The sequence below is a fragment of the Virgibacillus sp. 6R genome, from assembly GCF_001895305.1.
Taxonomy (GTDB): Bacteria; Bacillota; Bacilli; order Bacillales; family Amphibacillaceae; genus Virgibacillus; species Virgibacillus pantothenticus.
Window position 1 is genome coordinate 2,951,234 of the sequence record NZ_CP017762.1, and the last position, 18,526, is coordinate 2,969,759.

41 protein-coding genes are annotated in these 18,526 nt (G+C 35.2%); 40 read left to right on the plus strand and 1 reads right to left on the minus strand.

From position 1 onward, the window contains the following. The first annotated feature begins 57 nt into the window (after positions 1 to 57). Both BKP57_RS13435 and BKP57_RS13440 read left to right on the plus strand, forming a co-directional pair. Positions 58 to 813, plus strand: coding sequence for a BRO-N domain-containing protein (locus BKP57_RS13435; RefSeq protein ID WP_072741693.1), 756 nt, complete (start codon positions 58 to 60; stop codon positions 811 to 813). Next, positions 814 to 1,137, plus strand: coding sequence for a hypothetical protein (locus BKP57_RS13440; protein ID WP_072741694.1), 324 nt, complete (start codon positions 814 to 816; stop codon positions 1,135 to 1,137). It abuts the gene before it with no gap. 193 nt (positions 1,138 to 1,330) lie between these two features. On the opposite strand, the gene BKP57_RS13450 is transcribed toward BKP57_RS13440, so the two are convergent. Continuing rightward, positions 1,331 to 1,813, minus strand: coding sequence for a DUF2321 domain-containing protein (locus BKP57_RS13450; protein ID WP_072741695.1), 483 nt, complete (start codon positions 1,811 to 1,813; stop codon positions 1,331 to 1,333). Positions 1,814 to 1,988: 175 nt separating this feature from the next. Between BKP57_RS13450 and BKP57_RS13455 the strand changes: the two genes are divergently transcribed. From BKP57_RS13455 to BKP57_RS13635, 38 genes are all read left to right on the plus strand, one after another. Further along, positions 1,989 to 2,273: a hypothetical protein gene (locus BKP57_RS13455; RefSeq protein WP_072741696.1), complete on the plus strand. Its 285-nt coding sequence runs from the start codon at positions 1,989 to 1,991 to the stop codon at positions 2,271 to 2,273. 81 nt (positions 2,274 to 2,354) lie between these two features. Beyond that, entirely contained in the window at positions 2,355 to 2,567 is a 213-nt protein-coding gene (locus tag BKP57_RS13460; protein WP_072741697.1) for a hypothetical protein, read from the plus strand. A 3-nt stretch (positions 2,568 to 2,570) separates the two neighbouring features. After that, a complete protein-coding gene (locus BKP57_RS22170; protein WP_156875335.1) occupies positions 2,571 to 2,813 on the plus strand; it encodes a hypothetical protein in 243 nt (80 codons plus the stop codon). A 36-nt stretch (positions 2,814 to 2,849) separates the two neighbouring features. Continuing rightward, positions 2,850 to 3,095, plus strand: coding sequence for a hypothetical protein (locus tag BKP57_RS13465; protein WP_072741698.1), 246 nt, complete (start codon positions 2,850 to 2,852; stop codon positions 3,093 to 3,095). A gap of 10 nt (positions 3,096 to 3,105) precedes the next feature. After that, positions 3,106 to 3,378, plus strand: coding sequence for a hypothetical protein (locus BKP57_RS13470; protein ID WP_072741699.1), 273 nt, complete (start codon positions 3,106 to 3,108; stop codon positions 3,376 to 3,378). A 92-nt stretch (positions 3,379 to 3,470) separates the two neighbouring features. Next, entirely contained in the window at positions 3,471 to 4,121 is a 651-nt protein-coding gene (locus BKP57_RS13475; RefSeq protein ID WP_072741700.1) for a Sak single strand annealing protein, read from the plus strand. Next, positions 4,102 to 4,686 (plus strand): YqaJ viral recombinase family protein, encoded by a 585-nt coding sequence (locus tag BKP57_RS13480; RefSeq protein ID WP_072741701.1) that lies wholly within the window; start codon positions 4,102 to 4,104, stop codon positions 4,684 to 4,686. The genes BKP57_RS13475 and BKP57_RS13480 overlap by 20 nt, the downstream gene beginning before the upstream one ends. Then, positions 4,683 to 5,015 (plus strand): hypothetical protein, encoded by a 333-nt coding sequence (locus BKP57_RS13485; RefSeq protein ID WP_072741702.1) that lies wholly within the window; start codon positions 4,683 to 4,685, stop codon positions 5,013 to 5,015. The genes BKP57_RS13480 and BKP57_RS13485 overlap by 4 nt, the downstream gene beginning before the upstream one ends. Then, the gene (locus BKP57_RS13490; protein WP_072741703.1) at positions 5,005 to 5,424 is read left to right on the plus strand and encodes a hypothetical protein; all 420 of its coding nucleotides are present in this window, start codon (positions 5,005 to 5,007) and stop codon (positions 5,422 to 5,424) included. Before BKP57_RS13485 ends, BKP57_RS13490 begins: the two co-directional genes overlap by 11 nt. Positions 5,425 to 5,430: 6 nt before the next feature. After that, entirely contained in the window at positions 5,431 to 6,051 is a 621-nt protein-coding gene (locus BKP57_RS13495) for a hypothetical protein (RefSeq protein ID WP_072741704.1), read from the plus strand. A gap of 169 nt (positions 6,052 to 6,220) precedes the next feature. Beyond that, positions 6,221 to 7,060: a phage replisome organizer N-terminal domain-containing protein gene (locus BKP57_RS13500; protein WP_072741705.1), complete on the plus strand. Its 840-nt coding sequence runs from the start codon at positions 6,221 to 6,223 to the stop codon at positions 7,058 to 7,060. A 10-nt stretch (positions 7,061 to 7,070) separates the two neighbouring features. Next, complete coding sequence (locus tag BKP57_RS13505; protein ID WP_072741706.1) at positions 7,071 to 7,847, plus strand: ATP-binding protein; 777 nt, start codon at positions 7,071 to 7,073, stop codon at positions 7,845 to 7,847. Continuing rightward, entirely contained in the window at positions 7,844 to 8,224 is a 381-nt protein-coding gene (locus tag BKP57_RS13510) for a YopX family protein (protein ID WP_072741707.1), read from the plus strand. Before BKP57_RS13505 ends, BKP57_RS13510 begins: the two co-directional genes overlap by 4 nt. After that, on the plus strand, positions 8,224 to 8,406 hold the full coding sequence (locus BKP57_RS13515) for a hypothetical protein (RefSeq protein WP_072741708.1): 183 nt from the start codon (positions 8,224 to 8,226) through the stop codon (positions 8,404 to 8,406). The genes BKP57_RS13510 and BKP57_RS13515 overlap by 1 nt, the downstream gene beginning before the upstream one ends. After that, a complete protein-coding gene (locus BKP57_RS13520) occupies positions 8,381 to 8,647 on the plus strand; it encodes a hypothetical protein (RefSeq protein ID WP_072741709.1) in 267 nt (88 codons plus the stop codon). Before BKP57_RS13515 ends, BKP57_RS13520 begins: the two co-directional genes overlap by 26 nt. Beyond that, positions 8,644 to 8,991: a hypothetical protein gene (locus BKP57_RS13525; protein WP_072741710.1), complete on the plus strand. Its 348-nt coding sequence runs from the start codon at positions 8,644 to 8,646 to the stop codon at positions 8,989 to 8,991. The genes BKP57_RS13520 and BKP57_RS13525 overlap by 4 nt, the downstream gene beginning before the upstream one ends. After that, complete coding sequence (locus BKP57_RS13530) at positions 8,984 to 9,268, plus strand: helix-turn-helix domain-containing protein (protein WP_083547263.1); 285 nt, start codon at positions 8,984 to 8,986, stop codon at positions 9,266 to 9,268. Before BKP57_RS13525 ends, BKP57_RS13530 begins: the two co-directional genes overlap by 8 nt. Positions 9,269 to 9,271: 3 nt before the next feature. Then, positions 9,272 to 9,655 carry a hypothetical protein gene (locus BKP57_RS13535; protein WP_072741711.1) on the plus strand — a complete coding sequence of 128 codons (384 nt, stop codon included), beginning with the start codon at positions 9,272 to 9,274 and terminating at the stop codon, positions 9,653 to 9,655. Positions 9,656 to 9,668: 13 nt separating this feature from the next. Further along, the gene (locus BKP57_RS13540; protein WP_072741712.1) at positions 9,669 to 9,983 is read left to right on the plus strand and encodes a hypothetical protein; all 315 of its coding nucleotides are present in this window, start codon (positions 9,669 to 9,671) and stop codon (positions 9,981 to 9,983) included. Further along, the gene (locus BKP57_RS13545) at positions 9,980 to 10,324 is read left to right on the plus strand and encodes a hypothetical protein (protein WP_072741713.1); all 345 of its coding nucleotides are present in this window, start codon (positions 9,980 to 9,982) and stop codon (positions 10,322 to 10,324) included. The genes BKP57_RS13540 and BKP57_RS13545 overlap by 4 nt, the downstream gene beginning before the upstream one ends. Then, complete coding sequence (locus BKP57_RS13550; protein WP_072741714.1) at positions 10,321 to 10,572, plus strand: hypothetical protein; 252 nt, start codon at positions 10,321 to 10,323, stop codon at positions 10,570 to 10,572. The genes BKP57_RS13545 and BKP57_RS13550 overlap by 4 nt, the downstream gene beginning before the upstream one ends. Beyond that, the gene (locus BKP57_RS22175) at positions 10,569 to 10,718 is read left to right on the plus strand and encodes a hypothetical protein (protein ID WP_156875336.1); all 150 of its coding nucleotides are present in this window, start codon (positions 10,569 to 10,571) and stop codon (positions 10,716 to 10,718) included. The genes BKP57_RS13550 and BKP57_RS22175 overlap by 4 nt, the downstream gene beginning before the upstream one ends. A 177-nt stretch (positions 10,719 to 10,895) precedes the next feature. Next, positions 10,896 to 11,174, plus strand: coding sequence for a hypothetical protein (locus BKP57_RS13555; protein ID WP_072741715.1), 279 nt, complete (start codon positions 10,896 to 10,898; stop codon positions 11,172 to 11,174). Positions 11,175 to 11,295: 121 nt separating this feature from the next. Next, positions 11,296 to 11,481, plus strand: a complete 186-nt coding sequence (locus BKP57_RS13560) for a hypothetical protein (protein WP_072741716.1) — start codon at positions 11,296 to 11,298, stop codon at positions 11,479 to 11,481. Next, a complete protein-coding gene (locus tag BKP57_RS13565; RefSeq protein ID WP_072741717.1) occupies positions 11,478 to 12,125 on the plus strand; it encodes a dUTP diphosphatase in 648 nt (215 codons plus the stop codon). The genes BKP57_RS13560 and BKP57_RS13565 overlap by 4 nt, the downstream gene beginning before the upstream one ends. Before the next feature lie 55 nt (positions 12,126 to 12,180). Beyond that, positions 12,181 to 12,453 (plus strand): nucleotide modification associated domain-containing protein, encoded by a 273-nt coding sequence (locus tag BKP57_RS13570; protein WP_072741718.1) that lies wholly within the window; start codon positions 12,181 to 12,183, stop codon positions 12,451 to 12,453. Next, positions 12,446 to 12,802 carry a RusA family crossover junction endodeoxyribonuclease gene (locus BKP57_RS13575; protein ID WP_072741719.1) on the plus strand — a complete coding sequence of 119 codons (357 nt, stop codon included), beginning with the start codon at positions 12,446 to 12,448 and terminating at the stop codon, positions 12,800 to 12,802. Before BKP57_RS13570 ends, BKP57_RS13575 begins: the two co-directional genes overlap by 8 nt. Continuing rightward, on the plus strand, positions 12,799 to 13,083 hold the full coding sequence (locus BKP57_RS13580) for a hypothetical protein (RefSeq protein ID WP_072741720.1): 285 nt from the start codon (positions 12,799 to 12,801) through the stop codon (positions 13,081 to 13,083). Before BKP57_RS13575 ends, BKP57_RS13580 begins: the two co-directional genes overlap by 4 nt. Positions 13,084 to 13,276: 193 nt before the next feature. Further along, positions 13,277 to 13,462 (plus strand): hypothetical protein, encoded by a 186-nt coding sequence (locus BKP57_RS13590; RefSeq protein WP_072741722.1) that lies wholly within the window; start codon positions 13,277 to 13,279, stop codon positions 13,460 to 13,462. Between the two features lie 12 nt (positions 13,463 to 13,474). Next, positions 13,475 to 13,915: a transcriptional regulator gene (locus BKP57_RS13595; RefSeq protein ID WP_156875337.1), complete on the plus strand. Its 441-nt coding sequence runs from the start codon at positions 13,475 to 13,477 to the stop codon at positions 13,913 to 13,915. Next, positions 13,906 to 14,097, plus strand: coding sequence for a hypothetical protein (locus BKP57_RS13600; protein ID WP_072741723.1), 192 nt, complete (start codon positions 13,906 to 13,908; stop codon positions 14,095 to 14,097). Before BKP57_RS13595 ends, BKP57_RS13600 begins: the two co-directional genes overlap by 10 nt. A gap of 165 nt (positions 14,098 to 14,262) precedes the next feature. Beyond that, complete coding sequence (locus tag BKP57_RS13605; RefSeq protein ID WP_072741724.1) at positions 14,263 to 14,637, plus strand: hypothetical protein; 375 nt, start codon at positions 14,263 to 14,265, stop codon at positions 14,635 to 14,637. 73 nt (positions 14,638 to 14,710) lie between these two features. Continuing rightward, the gene (locus BKP57_RS13610) at positions 14,711 to 15,151 is read left to right on the plus strand and encodes a hypothetical protein (RefSeq protein WP_072741725.1); all 441 of its coding nucleotides are present in this window, start codon (positions 14,711 to 14,713) and stop codon (positions 15,149 to 15,151) included. An 81-nt stretch (positions 15,152 to 15,232) separates the two neighbouring features. Beyond that, the gene (locus BKP57_RS13615) at positions 15,233 to 15,598 is read left to right on the plus strand and encodes an HNH endonuclease (protein WP_072741726.1); all 366 of its coding nucleotides are present in this window, start codon (positions 15,233 to 15,235) and stop codon (positions 15,596 to 15,598) included. Positions 15,599 to 15,722: 124 nt separating this feature from the next. Then, positions 15,723 to 16,220, plus strand: a complete 498-nt coding sequence (locus BKP57_RS13620) for a phage terminase small subunit P27 family (RefSeq protein WP_072741727.1) — start codon at positions 15,723 to 15,725, stop codon at positions 16,218 to 16,220. A 6-nt stretch (positions 16,221 to 16,226) separates the two neighbouring features. After that, positions 16,227 to 17,954 carry a terminase large subunit gene (locus BKP57_RS13625; RefSeq protein ID WP_072741728.1) on the plus strand — a complete coding sequence of 576 codons (1,728 nt, stop codon included), beginning with the start codon at positions 16,227 to 16,229 and terminating at the stop codon, positions 17,952 to 17,954. 10 nt (positions 17,955 to 17,964) lie between these two features. Beyond that, positions 17,965 to 18,318 (plus strand): hypothetical protein, encoded by a 354-nt coding sequence (locus tag BKP57_RS13630; protein ID WP_072741729.1) that lies wholly within the window; start codon positions 17,965 to 17,967, stop codon positions 18,316 to 18,318. Positions 18,319 to 18,326: 8 nt separating this feature from the next. Then, complete coding sequence (locus BKP57_RS13635) at positions 18,327 to 18,524, plus strand: hypothetical protein (protein WP_072741730.1); 198 nt, start codon at positions 18,327 to 18,329, stop codon at positions 18,522 to 18,524. Positions 18,525 to 18,526: the final 2 nt, after the last annotated feature.

Sequence of the window (18,526 nt, forward strand, 5' to 3'; positions counted from 1 at the left end):
ATTATCACCCCTTTCCTAATCATTCTATCAGAAAGGGATTAGTAGGAGGAAAAGAAAATGAATTTATCACTAGCAGTAAAAGAAATGTTTGAAGGTAATGAAATGAACATTTACACAAATGAAAGCAATGATGTGTTTATGACAAGGAATCAAATAGGGGAAGCATTAGATTATTCCGACCCAAACACAGCGATTACTAAATTGCATAAAAGATACCAAGATAGGCTGGATAGATTTTCAGTGACTACCAAGTTGGTAGGTACTGATGGAAAGAAGTATGAAACGGTCATCTACAACGAAAAAGGTATTTACGAAATTATTCGACACAGCAAACAACCGAAAGCAAATTCATTTTATGACTGGGTATATGATCTGTTATCTAAATTACGCAAAGGCGAATACCAAGTTATTCAGCCACAAACCGAACAGGACAAGCTTCAAATTCAAAAACAGCGTGCGGAAGCAATGTTGCTGAACGCTAAAACTCGCCAAGCTAAATTAATCCTTGAAATGCAAAAGAACAATGCTTTATCTCCAGTAGCAGTTGAATTGCTAGGAGTAAATGCATTAGAAGTATTAACGGATAAAGATACAGGCTATAAACCACAAATAGAAAAGACATACACAGCTACAGAGATTGCAAAACAATTAGGTATAACAGCTAATAAGGTTGGTCGTATCGCTAAAGCGCATGGGCTTAAAACTGATGAATATGGTATTTGGGCATTGGATAAAGCAAGGCATAGTGATAAGCAAATCCCATCATTCCGTTACTACGAAAATGCGATTCATAAAATTAAGGAGTTGTTGTAAATGGCAGTATTACAAAGCGCAGAAGCATTTAAAAAGAGCTATGCAAAAATGAGGGAAATAGCTCGGGAGACAGTGGGAGTTAGGTTTAACATCGAATATTACCACTTCGATGACGACTCAGAGCCTGTAATAAGTATTGATGCAGAAGCTGAAAGTTTGGCGTTGGATTATGTGGATGAGCACGGTTTAGTGATATCGATTCTAACAAAGGAGTCAATTATTAGTTTTTCCGAAAAGAGCTATACCACTAACAGAGGTTCTGATAATAGCGTTGTATTTGCTTCAAAGCATGATGAAGCGCATTGTATTATTCAATTTATCTAGTTTATTAATCTATTACTTACTAAGGAGGAAGTGAAAAAAATGAGATGGGCAAAAATCTATTTACAAATACCCATATATATGCCTATTCGATTATGGGATAAGTACTTAATAAAAAGACACGGTTACATAAAGTGTCGACATTGCAACCGTGCTATACAAGAAAAAGATAATTATTGTCAGTGGTGTGGATCTCCTAACCCCAAAGCGATTTATTAACGGATGCGCTAACTACATTAAATAATATAGTTTTAACGCCTTCTTGGATGTATGTAGCTGCTTTAGGCATAAACTTTTTATATTTCGCTACCGCAACTTGTGTAGTAGGTGATTCAACTATTAAATCAGGAAATGCATTTTTAATAATTTCTTTTTGTTCAGATGTTAATTCTTCATCTAAAGAAACTAATTCAACTGCATTATTAAGGATTAACTCAGTCCACGGATAAGGCTTTCCGCAGTTTTTACAAAAATAGGGTATAGGGAAAGTTTTTGGACCTGTTGTAAGCACCCCTGAAGGATAATTGTACCCATGAATCGGAAAGTCGCAAGATTGACAAGTTTCGAAAGTAGTTTCACCGCATTTTTCGCAAAACCTTTCTTTAGCACTGTTTAATTTATGCCAGAAAGATATCTGGTGACCATTTTTACAAATAAGTTGATAGTACTGTGTACCCATAAATTCACACCTCCCTTAAAAACTATTGTACCAGAAAGGGAGACTAAGGAGGAATAAAATTGGAACAACAAAAACGCACTAATCTATCTTATATCCTGCAAGCTTGTGCAGGTACAGCATTAGTAATGTTTGTTATCGCATTAGTGATATTTATCTATTAAAAGGAGGAATTAGCGTGAATTTTGAAAAATATTTTCTGAATAAGGATATTGAAGAAGCTAAGGATGTTTTTAAACAAATCGAAAGGAAAATGCTTTATGTGGGTGCGAATTTAAAAGACGGAGATTTCAACGATGCCGAACAAATGGTATATGGAATCCTAGACGGAATAAGGATACTGAGCGATTTGAGCATTGAACAACAATCCACCATTAATCTTTTAAAAGCCTTTAGACAGTTAAAAGAGCGAGGAATAGAACCTATGGAGATTATACAGAAATATGAAAATAGACAAAACTAATCTCTTTTACCAACTATGTTTTATAGCAACTCTAGTATTTTTGCATATTGCAATAAGATTAAGTGCTTAGGAGGAATAAAGATGATGGATAAATTAATTGAATTACTAAAAGAGAAGCATGGCAAGAAATTGGATTTAAATAATGATGTGTATTACCTGTTTCTAAACGGTGGTTTGTTTACCATCTATCTCGATGATGAGGAAAAAGAATTGAAAGTGCAGGTTGAATTTCTCCCGGTAAATAACACTTTCGTTTATTTTTCTGAGGAATCAATAACAACTTTATTGGATTAGGAGGTGGCAACCATCGAACATCCTGAAATATCCCGTACATTACGTACAGGATACCCTAAATATAAAGGAGAGATTAAAATGCCGGACTTATTTACTGTAAGAGAAAGAGTTGAAGAAATTTTAAGCTGTGCCAAAGAGCTAAAAGAGGTTAGCAATGATAATGTTATAGACTTTTACAGTCTCGATCAGATAGCAACGTGGTTAAAGGATGACATTGAACTACTAATAAGTATGCTACAAGATTAGTTGTACTTACCATATAGCGGAATAGGAGAGAAAACCATGGAAGATAAATTACGCAATTACCTTATAGATAGAGCAGTAGAAACGCATATAAGACTTTATTATCCAAGAGCAAGCTCTCATAGGTATGGTTATGGAATAAATGGAAGCTTTGAACGTTTGATTGATGAAATAAAGTACGAGCATATCAAAGAAATTGCTAGAAACTTTCCAGAATTAGACTTAGAAGATATGGGAGAACGAATCAGCTTGAGGATAAGAGAGAAAACGACAATAAATTTTTAGGGGGATCAGAATGAATACACAACAATTACACAAGTTGGTGGATTGTGTAAAAGAAATCAACCAGTTTTTAGAAGCTGATGCTTTAATTAGCGTATCTCGTGACGGGTTTTTAAATCCCGAAACAAGGGCACAAATCAGTTCTTATGCTTTTAATGATTATTTGGATTTAAAAGAAATTCAAGTTAATCATAGAGCGAATAAAGATTTCCCATATGAAGTTTACTTTTTAGAAGATGATATAAGATTTTTCGCAATATATAAAGAAAATCCATTAAAAAAATAAGACTCGCTGCAACGAGTCAAAAACAAACACTAAAATTCGCTCTTATTATAGCTTAATTAGCTTATAAGAGCAAGGGGAGGATTATAAAAATAATGGCACTTAAACCATTTAATGAGTTATTTAATCTTGATTTATCTAATGAGGTCACTAAACGACCTGTAAAAAAGAACTCCAACTTAACGCTTGATTACTTGGAGTGGGCTAATTGTATAAAACTGCTATACGAAAACGGCGCTGAATCAGTGCGATACGGCATGATGAAAAACGAGAACCATTATCCGTGCTTTTATAATCATAACGGAGAATCTCCATTTGTGAGCGTATGGGTGGAAATAGACGGCGTGAGCTACGAGGAAGATTATCCAGTTATAAACGGTATTTATGTAGTCCAAAACCCTAACCAATTAGATATTAACAAAGCTAAGCAACGTGGTTTTGTTAAAGCTGTAGCCATCAACACAGGCTTAGGCTTAAAACTGTGGATAAAGGAAGAAGAACTCATTGCCAATGATAAAGAAATACAAAAAGAGTTGCAAAAGAGCGAAGCGTCATCACTCAATGATCAAATCACAAGTAAATTTGCTCGAGCGATGCAAAAAGTAGGAGACAAAGATACCTTATACAGCATCATCCAAAGCAGTAAAGAGGATATGACAAAGTTATATAAATCAAATGATCATGCTAGTAAAAAGATCGTTCTCGGACAGCTGGATGTGATTTTAAATGATAACAACAACCAATGACCGCAACCGATATATAGGCGGTTCAGAGGCTAACATGATTTATATGAATTATCAGTCTGAATCGTTTAAAAAGTGGTGGGCTGAAAAACTTACGGAATTTCCTAGCAAGTCTTTTACAAATAAAAGTATGGCTGTGGGAACAATATTAGAGCATGATGTCATTGATTTGTACGAGCGTATACACAACATTAAAGGTGAGAGAGATAAGCAAAAGGTTAAGGGTATTGCTAGAGCAAATACGGATTACATTTTAGATAATAAGGTGTCGGACGTAAAAGTCACAAAGAAGGCGTTTGAATGGTTTTTAACGGAAAAGATACCAATACATTACAAAAGGCAGTTAATCCATTACATGTACGTTTTTGGCTTAAATAGAGCTTCAATAATTGCCTATCAAACTAATGATGATCTATTAAATAATCCATTTGCTGAATTAGATAGATACAAGCTTTATGAAATACCTATAAAAATAACACAAAAAGATATACAGGTGCATAAGCAAAAGATCGAATACTTGGAATTTTGCAAAGAAATGAACGTGTTTCCTGAGGTGATAAAGCGATGATGGTTCCTAAAATCAATCCTAACCATAAGAGAATAAAGCCTAAAGTAGGCAACAAAACCAAAATAACCACTAAAGCACGTGAAGAAGTGTATAGGCGAGCAGGTAGAAAATGCGAAATATGTGGTCGTACTAATCCATGGTGTTTTGAAGTAGCGCACTTGGTTAGTGCCGGGCAAGTTGGTTCTGGTGCTGACCCTGCAAATTTATTACTTGTATGTGGTCCTAGTGTAAATAGTGGTACATGTCATCATTTTCTCGACTCTACAAAAGAGGGTCGAGAATACAAAATGAAAAAACATGAAGAATTGAAGCGATATTATGGCAGATAGAAAAACAGGTAAAGAAAAACGATTAGAACAAATATTTGATGAAATAAAGTCTCTTAATCCCGAACACCTAGCTGACTTAAACAAAATGATCATGCTTTACAGCAAAGCACAAATGATTATAGGACATATAGACGCCGATTGTCTGAATAACTATGGGCAAATATATGCAGAACGCAAAAAGCTAGAGGGAGAGGTTAAACAAGCTTTTAAAGGAACTGGTGTACAAAAGGAAGCGCAAGCAGATATTGAAACATATGAATTACGATTACAAGAAGCTGAAGCAAAGTCCGAATCACGTCGTTGGAGTAATCTCTTTAAGTCTATTGATAACTTAATAATCGCTTTACGACGTGACGAAAGAACAGCAATTGAAGAATATAAAAAGGTAAACGACATATACGGAAGGTGATTATAAATGGAAAAAGTAAGAATTACAAGAGAACAGGCAGATGCAATTCAATTTGCTTTATTCAAAAGTAAGGATTTCAAGGACAATCCCGATAGATTATTTAGGGAATGCATAGCGAGCCATGTAACTTTTCACAACGAACTGTATGCACTAAATAATTTAGATGTTGTCAAGTTAGCAAAAGTCTTATTTACACCAAACAGCTATGTAGTAGAACCTAAATTTAAAATTGGTGATTGGATTACGTTCAGTGAGAAGTATGGAACAGAAATCACTCAAATTGAAGAAGTTAAGTGGTCTAGTTATTGGAATGACACCTGTGCCTTTTGGGATGGAGGAAGCTCTTGCTTACCCTTCCATAAAATTCGCCACGCCACTGAAAGCGAAATAGAGCAAGAAAAACAACGTAGATGGTGGAAAAAGCACGGGCGTGATGTGTGGGAGCTTAAAAAAGGTGATGTTTTAATCGATAAGGACGGATGTTATGCTGCAACATTTGTTGAATTTTCTACACTCGCTACAGGAGAACCAGTTGTTTGTTTTAATGATTCAAATTGGGAGTACATCAACAACGTAAAAGAAGACTTTTTAGTAACTTGCTTTGCCCAAGACCGCAAAGATGTATAACACATCAAGAGTAATACTACCTAAATGGATTTGGGATAACGCAAAAGATAATAACGAGTTTAAAGCTAATCTAGCTAATTATATGCAGCGTTATCCCGGTTATAGGGTGGTTAATGTAGGCAAGTATTATGCAATATGTGAGATCAATAGATAACAAGGAGTAATTGCGATGAGTAATGTCAAATGGGTTAAGTTAACAGTTGATATGTTCGACGATGAAAAAATACGACTCATTGAGCAAATGCCCGAAGCTGACACCATTTTAATTATTTGGATTAAGTTATTGGCTCAAGCAGGAAAGACAAACGCAAGTGGATATATTTATTTAAGTGAGAATATCCCGTATACAGATGAAATGCTTGCGACTATTTTTAATAGACCTATTAGTACTGTTCGGTTAGCATTAAAAACATTTAAAGACTTCGGGATGATTAATATAGATGACCAGTCTTTTATAAGCATCGCAAACTGGGAAAAGCACCAAAATGAAGAAGGGCTGGCTAGGATAAGGGAGCAAACAAGAAAAAGAGTAGCCAAGCACAGGGAGAAAAAACAACTAGAATCACCTAAACAAGATGTAACGTTACATGAAACGTTACGTAACGCAACAGATATAGATAAAGAATTAGATATAGATAAAGATATAGATAAAGATATAGATAAAGAATATAAACGTCACAAATATGAAATTTGCGACATGAATTTGGCTGAACTTCTCTTTTCGAAAATTAAAGAAAATAATCCAAGTCATAAAGAACCTAACTTAGAAAAATGGGCTAATGATTTTAGGTTAATCCGTGAACGAGATAAACGAACGGAAGAACAAATACGTTACCTAATCAATTGGAGTCAAGAACACCATTTTTGGCACACAAATATATTATCTCCTGCGAAGCTAAGAAAACAGTTTGACAAGCTGGTTATGCAGGTTAAAAGCGAGAAAACAAATAAACAATCAAAAGTAGTTCCTATAAAACAAGATGACGATAAACGAGATTACGGTTTTTAGGAGGGGAACCATGGAACGTATAAAAATAGTTAAGCCTAAAGAAAGATTTATAAAAAAATATATATGTACGGATTGTGATCAAGAAGTTGAGCGAAAAGAATTACAAATTACGGGTGGTCCTAACAAAGGGAAATGGGAAACATTTAACTTTGGTTGCAAATGTGAGGACAAAAAACTAGGTAAACAAGCTAAGGCACTACAAAAAAAGCTAAAGCAAGAAAAAATGAAAAAGTTTTTTGATTACTATTCCCTTATCAATAACAGTTTACAGGAGGCTACGATCGAAAACTATAAACCTACTAGCAATGATTTAGCCAATGCTAAACAAGCTGTTATCGACTATGTAAACGAGTTTGACGGTGAAAAAAACCTGTTACTTACAGGAACATACGGAACTGGTAAGTCTCACTTATCAGTCGCTATAACAAAGGAACTAATGAAACAAGGGAAAGAATGTTTATTCTTGTCTTTGCCTAAACTCTTAACCAAAATCAAAGAAACTTATAACAGTAAAGATGTTACAGAAGAAGAATTGCTTGATGTCATTAAAAGGGTGGACTTGCTTGTGTTGGATGATATAGGCGCAGAACACCAAACGGGTTGGGTTAAAAGTAAACTGTTTGAAATATTGGATGATAGGGCAGGGAAATCAACGGTTTATACAACAAACCTTGATAGCGTGGAATTAAAAGAAACTGTTAATGAGCGCAATTTTTCTAGGATGATGGAAAATACAAAAGTTATTGTGATGGACGGTAGCGACTACAGAAGGAGAGGTTTTGAATGAGAGAGATTAAATTTAGAGCGTGGGAAAAATCAAGTAACGAAATGGTTTACGATGTTCAAAATGTCAGTAGGAAACGCATCATTGGTGAAAGTGCATGTGAATCATTTCAAGAGGTCATTGATTCTTGGGAATATGAAGTAATGCAATACACAGGATTAAAAGATAAAAACGGTAAGGAGATATATGAGGGGGATATTTGGGAAGGTTATAAAAATTTTTTAGTAAGGTATAACCAAGATTACGCAGGATTTGAGCCGTTTGTAAATGACGGGGGTTGCGGGTGTTGTGCGGATGGTGATGTTGGACAGACGGCGGATCATGGAGAGGTAATCGGAAATAAATTTGAACATCCTCACTTACTAGAAGGTGATAACTAATGTGTAAAACATGTAAAGGACAAGGTGGTCTAGTAATACAACATAGCTATTATATAGAGTTTATAGAGTGTCCAGATAACCAATGCGACTTTATACGTGATGATAGTGATATAGAGAGGTTACAAGCTTGGTTAGATAGTTTGGAGGTCGGAGAACATGAAAACAGTCAGCAAATCGTTTAAAAAGTCTGTACCCCTAATTAATCCTGATAAAGATCACGTATTTATTTTTGAGGACTTAGAAATGGCGTTTACAAGACGCCAGTACAATGACATATGCAAACTATGGAATAAAGGCTATGAGATAGAGGATATAGCCAAAAACACGCACAGAGACGGGCAAGAAATACTTTTAGCTCTTTTGGATTTAGCGAGGAAAGGACGCCTTAAACGCCCATTTGCTTTTAGGAGGAAAACATCATGATGGACAAATTAGAGTTACAAAACGATTTAAAGGCGCTCGTAGAACAATACAAGGTTGCTGGAATGGCAGAACGCAATCACTTAGAAAAAGGGCGTAGAAAGCTAGGGAAACAACTCATGTCTCTATCGGACAAAGAGCACGAGAAGAAGATTATGGATACCATGGCAAAAAGGGAAATGATGACATACAGCGATGTATTTTGGTTATTTAGCGTTGGCATAGGCGCAAATTATATTTTGAATAGACTTAACCTAAAAGCTAGTCACGTTGATTCTGTGGACTTTTCAAACGCTAAAGACTTTTACCAGTCGCAATATGCATTAAGGAGTGACAAAGGTGTATGAGCGTAAATTACCACGCATACGAGACATTAAAGGATTGGAGTATGACAATTACGGACGGTTAAAATACCATCCAGAACTCCATTTCAATGCAAGGAAAGAATTTTCGGAAGAAGAACTCGCTTATCTATGTAAATTTTATGTAGTTGATGAACGGAGGACTGTTAGCTTTGCGTTAGGTAGAAGCGAAGCAACAATAGATAACAAGTATCGCAAACTATTTAATCAAGGTTTAGTAGATCACTATAAAAAGTTATGGGATAGCCAATTTGAGGGGTGACTCATGGACATATTAAACACTGCAATAACCATAAGAGACAGTATAAGAGATATACCTAAGACATATAAAGATAATCTAGCTCAAATAAAAGAACTTGAGGGCGAGGAACTGGACTTATTACACCAAATAGAGTTAACCAAATTTAATGCTAGAGACGGTTATAAGATCGCTAAGCGTATCCAAGAGATACGCCAAGAAAGACGCAAGCTAAAGAATGAAAATAGCCAATTAAAGCATTTGGAATCTATTGTATGTAAATGGCAAGACAAGCTTCCGAAATTAGATGAATCTATCGGAAATATCAGAAAAGAAAAAGGAAATATAGCCACTCGTAAATATCATTGCAGAGTTAGAAAAGACTTAGAGCCTAAGATAAATAAAATGTAAAGGAGATGGAGAAATGAATGATAAAGAACGTTTAGAATCTATAAAAGAAGATGTTGAGATAGGTATAAAAGTATGGGGTATCAGTATTGATGATATTAAATGGCTTGTAGAACAAGCTGAAGAATTACACGGAACAAAAGGCAGATACGGATATAAAGGTATGTGGGCTTTGTGCAATCGAGATTACGGGCGATTAAATGCAGAAAATGAACGGTATAAACATTTCATAGAAAAAGCTTTGGAAGAACTAGATTGGGGCGATCCGTCCAATGCAATTCAAAAAGCTAAATTAATATTGGCAGTTGCGCTGAAAGGAGAATCAGAATGACTGATAAAGAACAGAATGAACATCCTGTTATAAAAGTGGCTAAGAGGGAAGTTGCGATTACTAAGTGTAGGGAAGTCAGAACAGGATTGTCGTATGTCACCTTACCTGTTGACCACGTTGTTTGGTTCATCCAACAAACTGAACGTGTGCAGGAGTTGGAAAGTAAATACCTAGCACTAAGGAACATACACAATATAACACTTAAAACGGCAGAATTATTTGTAGAAGTAAATAAACAGCGAAAAGAAGCTTTAGAAAAAATAAGAGAAATATCCAAAGATTCGGTAATTGATAGAAAATATTTTGAAATAGCTGATGAAACATTGGAGGGAGAAGGATGACAGAACTAGAACTTTACGAGTTTATTAAAAATAACCGAATAGAAATAGACTGGCGTGGTAATGCGTTACTTATATGGCTGGAAGCTTGGGCATTAGAAGACTTTTGTAACTTATTAAACAGAGATGACTCAGATGATGGAGGGCTTGACTGCCAATTGCAAAATGGTGGGGATGTCGTACTAGATCTAGTCAAGGTGTGCAAAGAGTGGAATATCGACCCCAACAACATATTGGAGGGTGAGGAATGACCATAGTGGTATACAGAATAAACGAAGAACGCAACCGAATCATTAGAGAGTTAGCATTAAAAAATATTGAAAAAGACAAGGAAGGCAATCCAGTAGAAGAATTACCCTTATTAAAATTAAAAATTCTCAATAGGGAAATAATATGAAACTCTCTCAAATAGACTACCAAACATCATACATCATAGAACAACTAAACAAACACGGCTATTACGATACAGATAATAAGACATATAAAGAGTTAAAACATAAGTTAACTGCTATTAGAGCATTAAATATAAAACAGGATAGTCCAAATAACGGGTGGTTTTGAAAGGTGGATGAATATGAACATTTGTTTAGAATGCCAAAAAATATGCCGACATGCTTTTTGTTCTAAAGAATGCAAAGAAAATTATAAATTGTATCGAGACGAAACAGAAAGATTAGATCGCAGTGCATATTACGAAGGTAATTATCTAGCGAAGAGAAGGGATATTTCAGATTTGTACGAAAAAATACCCGAAGCTAGAAGAAAAGGCAATTTAAATGTAGATCAATTGCTGTCGAAAGCCTTTGAACGCGGCTTAGAAATTGGGTATAAGTTACGGGATGAATCACTATGAAACTCTATCTCAAACACACAGAACACATCAACACTGATGGAGAGATATTAATAACAGTACAAGTATATCATAGCCAACCAAGTGGAGAGTATTGCTTGGTTTGGGTGTAGGAGGGTAAACGATGAATCAAATAGAATTCAAGAAAAAACTGGAATCTAGTATGAATATGCAATTAATAGTCGCAGGGATGACGGGACTTGTAGAAGATGAAGGGTATTCGGCACGTGAAGTATTTGGATTGCTTGAAGCTACTAAACAAAATACATTTCACGCTTTATCAGAAATTAGAAATGAGGGTAAAAAATGAATCTACAAAAACTATTTAACATGCAAAAGCAATTAGATAATCACATAGTCGAGGAAAAAGGATTACAAGGGCAGGATTTGCTAGATAAAAAGATTTTAGCTTTACAGGTTGAATTGGGTGAGTTAGCCAATGAGTGGCGAGGTTTTAAGTTTTGGAAGGTTAATCCAAAACCAAGAACTAAAATAGAACATTTATGCACGGTTTGTGAAGGTGATGGATATGACAGATTCGAGGGCTTTGTAGATCAAGGAACGCCATGCGCAGAATGTAATGGAAATGGCAAGATAGGAGAGACAAACCCACTCCTAGAAGAATACGTAGACGGAATACATTTTTTCCTTAGCTTAGCAAACGATTTAAAAATCAATCCAAGTGACTTTGTAGTTGAGGGTGACTACACCAAAGAAAGTGCCACAGAAACATTCAACGAAGTGTTTTCTATGGTATCCAGTGTACCAGTTCTTATGGATGTAGATGTGCCAGCAACAATAAGAACGAAGGACATTCAAGAAGTTTTGCACGAAGCGTTTTCTTGTTATGTAGGTCTTGCAGAAAAGCATTTAGGCTTCACCTGGGAGCAAATTGAACAAGCCTATCTTGATAAAAATGCAGTAAACCACAAACGCCAAAACACAGGCTATTAATATATCAAAATATACCTATCATTTTACTTGGTAGGTATAGAGGGAGGGAATAAGGATGGCATCGCACGAATCCATATGCAAAGAACTAAACAATATATACAAAGCTAAAAACGCCGACTACGGCAATAGCTTTGCTGAATCATACAAAGAGTGGGGTATTATATCTGCTATTGTCCGTATGGACGATAAGATGCGTAGATTAAAACAATTAGCTAAGCATGATGCTCAAGTAAAAGATGAGCGTATGGAGGATACTCTATTAGACTTAGCTAATTATGCAATTATGACTTTGCAGGAATTGAGAAAGGGGAATAACTCCATTGATTAAACTAACCATACCAGGAGACATGCCAGACTTTAACCACATTATCAAAGTAAGTAAATCTCATCCAATGGCATACGCAAAGCTTAAAAAGCAATATACGGAGTTAACCATGCTTTACGCTCGTAATTTACCATTTATCAATAAAGCAAACTTAAATTTTATATGGTACTGCAAAAACAAGCGTAAGGATAAAGACAATATTATGACTGGTCAAAAATTTATTATAGATGGACTTATCAAGGCAGGAGTAATTAAAAACGATGGTTGGGCGCAAATAGGAGATTTAAATCATAGCTTTGAGGTGGATAAAAATAACCCGAGGATAGAGGTTGTATTGGAGGAAATCGCATGAATCATCCAAACGTATTTGAAAATCCATGTCCTATATGCAAAAGACAGGTAGCTACTAGACTATGTGATTATGTAACAGAATATATTGTGACATCCATTGATTTTAGAGCAACGTACGAAACATGTGATTTACCGTTATGCGAGAATTGCGCTAATCAATATGGAGCGTTTGACTTTTGTCCTCAACACGAAACGTTATTCAAACAATCAAAACTACCAAAAGAATTACAAAGGTACGCAATGAGAGAAAAAGTAAAAATGATACGAGGTGATAACACATGACCTTTATAAAACAATTCCTAAGGATGTCAGCAAGTATTATTATAGCCTTCTTAGCCATAGGGCATGTAATAGATTTGTGGGCTAAATACATTAACATAGATGTCTGGCAATTAGCTGTAATAGTATGTCTGATGTTAGTTATCGGATTATATGTTGTTAGGTGCATTGAAGACTATTAAAGGAGTTAATTAATATGGACTGGAAATGTGATGGTTGCGGAAAAGGTATTAAAATACCTAATGACTATAAGCCAGAGTTTTGTTGTGACGGACATGAGTGTGGTTGTTGTGGAGAGCCAATAAACCCTATGTTTTGTGATGATTGTGAGAGATGTTTTATCGGAGAGCCGAGTAAATACGACGGGGATATTTTAGATTAAGGAGTTGGCAAAGTGAATAAATCAATGAAGCCTAGGAAAATCACATTTAAGCACGCAGAAGCCGAATGGTATAACTACCACAATACCTTAAAAGAGATTGCTAGATTGCGTGAGGAAATAATGAATCCATTTGACAATGATCCAGACGATCCAACAATATTTAAAGGCGCTAACTCTGTAAGGATGCCGGGAGACCCAACGCAAAGGATGGCTACAAGACTAATGACAAGTAGACAATTAACATATCTTTCTGGGGTGGCGGAAGCAATAGAAGAAGTATACAATGATTTACCCGATAATTATAAAGAGTTAGTGCGTTTGAAATATTGGCGCAAGCATAACGAATTAACTTGGGATGGTATTGCTATGAGATTAAATATAACAAAAAGGCAAGCTATACGATGGCGCAATGAAATTATACAAGCTACTTTGGAGGTGCTGGGATGGAGATAAAAAATAACAAAGCTTTGCTAAACGAAGAGCAAGCGATAGTGTTTCATAGGCTATTGATGGGGGTTATTAGTGCGCTAGAAGAAAAGAAAGAAAAAGGTTTATCTTTTAGTAAAGACGAGGAAAATATATATAACTTAGCGAAAGACACGGTAGGAGAATTAGAAGAATTATATTACGTGTGATTATGTCACTACAATGTCACTTTTGACATGAAAAACCGTGTTATTATGCTAATGTGGGATAAAAACCACATACTCTATAAGGTGATAATACATTAAGCGCTCAATGTTATGCATTGGGTGCTTTTTGTTATACATAATCAAATTTATATATTAGGAGGTAAGCCCATGAATCATTTTGACATACAAAGAGCAGAGTCTTTAATGAGATATGCAGAGTTTCTAAAGGATATGGAATGCCATGAATATGCATCTGATGTAATCAATCTATTGCATAGTGAGATAGTAGGTATAGATAGATTTAAAGAGTTTGATGAAGTTACTGAAATGGTCGGAGACGGAAACACTTTTCACAGAGAATATAGTATTCATCCAGAGGTTAAGAAATATGTACAGGAACAGATAAAACAATCTATGCCGGAAGTGTATGAAACTTATGGTATGTACGATGACAGTAAGATAGTGAATGTGTCCTACGAAACACTACATCCTAAGCTAAGACATTATGTACAACAAGAGATTAAACAACAATTAAATAATTAGAGATATATTATATTGCATAACTTTTCCAACTCCATCATAATAAAGTTATACATATTGATGGAGGGGAAAGAGAATGCGAAAGGTATTATTAATTGCGGTGTTATTCACTGCGTTAATTGGATGCAACGAAGAAAATGAAGTTGAAAAAAACAATTTTACAAAAGAGCAAAGAAATGGCTTAGATGATAAATTAGTAACAGACGTTTTAGAAGTAGCTGATACGATTAACGAATTATATGTTGATCTAGACATCGCTTATGATGAACTAGATGTTGAAAGTGAAGCGTTTAATATTATAAATGGATTCGAATATGACAAGTATAAAAATGATGACGAAGAGTATAGCCCGAAAGAAGATTATTTAATTAATCAAACACTTTTGTTGATCAGCGATTACATGCTACATGAATCAGTAACAGAAGAAGGAACCATCCGTGAACGTGGTGATGACATGATGGAAAAGGTAGATCATATATATAAGTCGACGAGCGAAGAGGGATTTTACCCATATTAACGAATGAGGGGGATTTACTAATGAATAACCTTACTCAATGCAACTCATTGATAACATACAAACAGGTTAGGGAGTTGATACATGAATATCAAGAAGCGTTGCGGTAAGATCGGATGCAAAGCTTTAATAGGTATTAAAGAAACATATTGTGATAAGCACACGAACTATAACCATAAACAATACGAGAAGACAAGAGTATCAACAGAAGAAGGAAGAACATACAAAAGGTTTTACGATACGAAAGAGTGGAAGTCATTACGCTATCAAGCTATGTTGCGTGATGGCTTTATTTGTGTTTCATGTGATAGAGAAGCTAAAGTATGTGACCATATCATACCAACTAAGGTCAGATGGGATTTAAGACTCAATATAAACAACACACAATCATTGTGCTTTGAATGTCATAACAAAAAGACAACGGAGGATAAAAAGAAATATGGAATTTAATCCCCCCATCAAAATTAACCCTTGAATATTCTGACAACTACAGGACGGTGCGCAGTTTTCTTTCCGGAAAATGCGATTATGAAAGTCAAAATTAGTCAAAGTGAAAATATAAGGTGGTGATCGTATGAGAGGGAAGCCAACAAGGGGTTTTTACAGTGAGGATGAGCTAAAAAAGCATAAAAAGGGCAAGGATTATGTAGCTAAAAAGCTTGCTGAACAAGAAACATTAAACAATCACGAGCAATTACAGGCTGACCGCATACCTAGCCACCTTTGTTACTTCGGCAAGAAAGAATGGAAACGAATTATACCGTTATTAAAAGAACTGCCGATAGCTGAACTGGATAGAGAGCTAATCGAAACGTATTGCATGCTTCATGGCTCTAGGAGGCGGTTAGAAAAAGATATACAAAAACATGGTGAAACTATAGAAATTTATAATGAAGATGGAGAATTGACAGGAATTAAGAAGAATCCTTCTTATGACATGTTACTTTCAACTGTAAAAGAATTGCGAATGATTGCTAACCAGCTAGGTATGACAATGAATAGTCGTTTAGAGCTAGCTGTGCCAGATGAGGAAAAAGAAGAAGATGAAATACTTAAGTTGCTAAAGGGGTGATGAAGAATGACTTTTAATGACCCCGGAACTCAATATGCCAGAAAGGTTGTAAACGGGGAAATTATAGCTGGTAAGAAAGTAATAAAAGCCTGTAAGCGGCATTTAAGAGATTTAGAAAATGATAAATTAGACTATATTTATTTACCCGAAAGAGCTGAAATCGCAGTTAAGTTTATGGAGATATTACCAGATATATCTACTGGTAAACCTGTAAAACTTGCGGAATTTCAGCTTTTTATTGTTTATTCGTTATTTGGCTGGTATCGAAAAGATAACAATGCACTACGTAGATTTAATAAAGCATTGATTAGCATGGCTCGTAAAAACGGTAAATCAGCATTAATATCTGGAATAGCAATATTTGAATTTCTGGCTGGTAAATATCCGTTACAAAATAGACAAATCTATTGTACAGCACAATCAAGAGAGCAGGCGTCCATTGTGTTTAGCATGGTTGTGCAGCGACTTGATGGTCTATTAGCACAGTCAGAAGCAATAAGAAAATCAGTTCGTAAAGTGCGAAATGAAATCAATCATAATCCATCTTACAGCGTATTAAAGCCATTAAGTAAAGATACTGGAAACATAAATGGATTAGCTCCAACGCTATCAATACTGGATGAATACGGTGCGAGTAAAGACAACAGCATGATGGAGGTACTAGAATCTGGTTCCATGTTGCAGCCAAACATGCTCACATTGATAATATCAACCGCCTATTTCGATTTAAACAGTCCTATGTATGTCCAAGAATATAAATATGGCGAAAAGATACTCAATGGTGATGAGGAAGACGACAACTATTTTGTTTTAGTCTATGAACAAGATGATGAAGAAGAAATTTATGATGAAAGCATGTGGATTAAAAGTAATCCGCTTATCGAAGTCGAGTCTATAAAAGAAACGCTGATTAGAAACCTAAGAAAGAGATTTAAAGAAGCAGTTGCTAAAAATGATCTATTAGGACTGATAGTGAAAAATTTCAACATGTGGAAGCAGGCTGCTGAAAATTCCTTCCTGCCAGTAAAAGAATGGCGAGCTTGTGAAACGGAACCAATAAATAAATATGGTCGTGATGTATTTTTAGGATTGGACTTATCAAGAACGGAAGACTTGACCGCTTTATATGAGATATATCCAATTGAGAACCAAAAGTTTTGGATTGATGGACATTCATTTGTTGCAACTGTGGGAGGTATAGAAGCGAAAACAAAACGAGATAAAATTGATTATGAAATGTTAATTGAAAAAGGGTATGCCAGCAAAACGGATTTGAAAAGTGGTTTTATAAACATAACTCAAATCGTCCATTATGCGGCTGATTTAATTACAAGATATAATTTAAGCGTTCAAGCGTTTTGTTACGATGGTTGGCATATTGCTAACTTTATTAGTGAATGGGAGAAAAATTATCCCGATTTAGAAATACCATTTATCGAAGTGCCGCAGAATTATAAATTTTTATCCGAACCCATTAAACAATTTAGGATGGGTGTATACGAAAGAAAAATACTGCACAGCAATAATCCATTACTTAACATTGCTGTCAATAATGCAGTTATTAAATATGATAACAATCGAAATATGATGCTGGACAAGCAGAAAAACAGGGAAAAAATCGATCCAATTGTAGCTGTTATTACAGGGTTTGCGGAAGCTAAAGATTACGAGTATCAAGGTATGGATATTAAACAGATTGAAGCTTATATATTGAGCGATGATTTTGGATTTTAGGAGGATGAAAATGAAATTACAGTTAGCAAACAGGAGTATTTATAACTGTTTGGAGTTGGCGGCAGCTAAAAACGAATACATCGAAACTGAATTACGTCACAGAAAATTAGGGAAAACAACAGCACTAATTCAATTTGCTAAAGAAAACGGGTATGTCGTTTTAGTCGGTAGCGTGAATGAAGCTGATTTTCTCACAAAAGAACTTGGTTATCGTTTTAAATCGATTAATAGCAGAACATTAGATGGTTTTCCGCCTTTTGTTTTTGATGAATCAGTTACACGAAAGCAAATAGAAAAAATAAAAGAAAGCGGGCATATCATAATCACTGGTTTTATTCGGAGTGAAGATTTTTATAGAATTTAGGTGAAAAAATGGATATAAATAAGGTAACAGACGCACTAAAAGCAGTGGGTCTTTTTTTATGGCTTAATTTAACGGGTTTACTATTCCTAATTGGTTTAGGAACTATTGTATGCGGTTTTTATCGTATCAACTTAACAGCAGGTGTGTTCGCTCTAGGAACAGCAACAATCCTCATTGCTCTCATTTTAGCTAAAGAAAGGGGGTGATG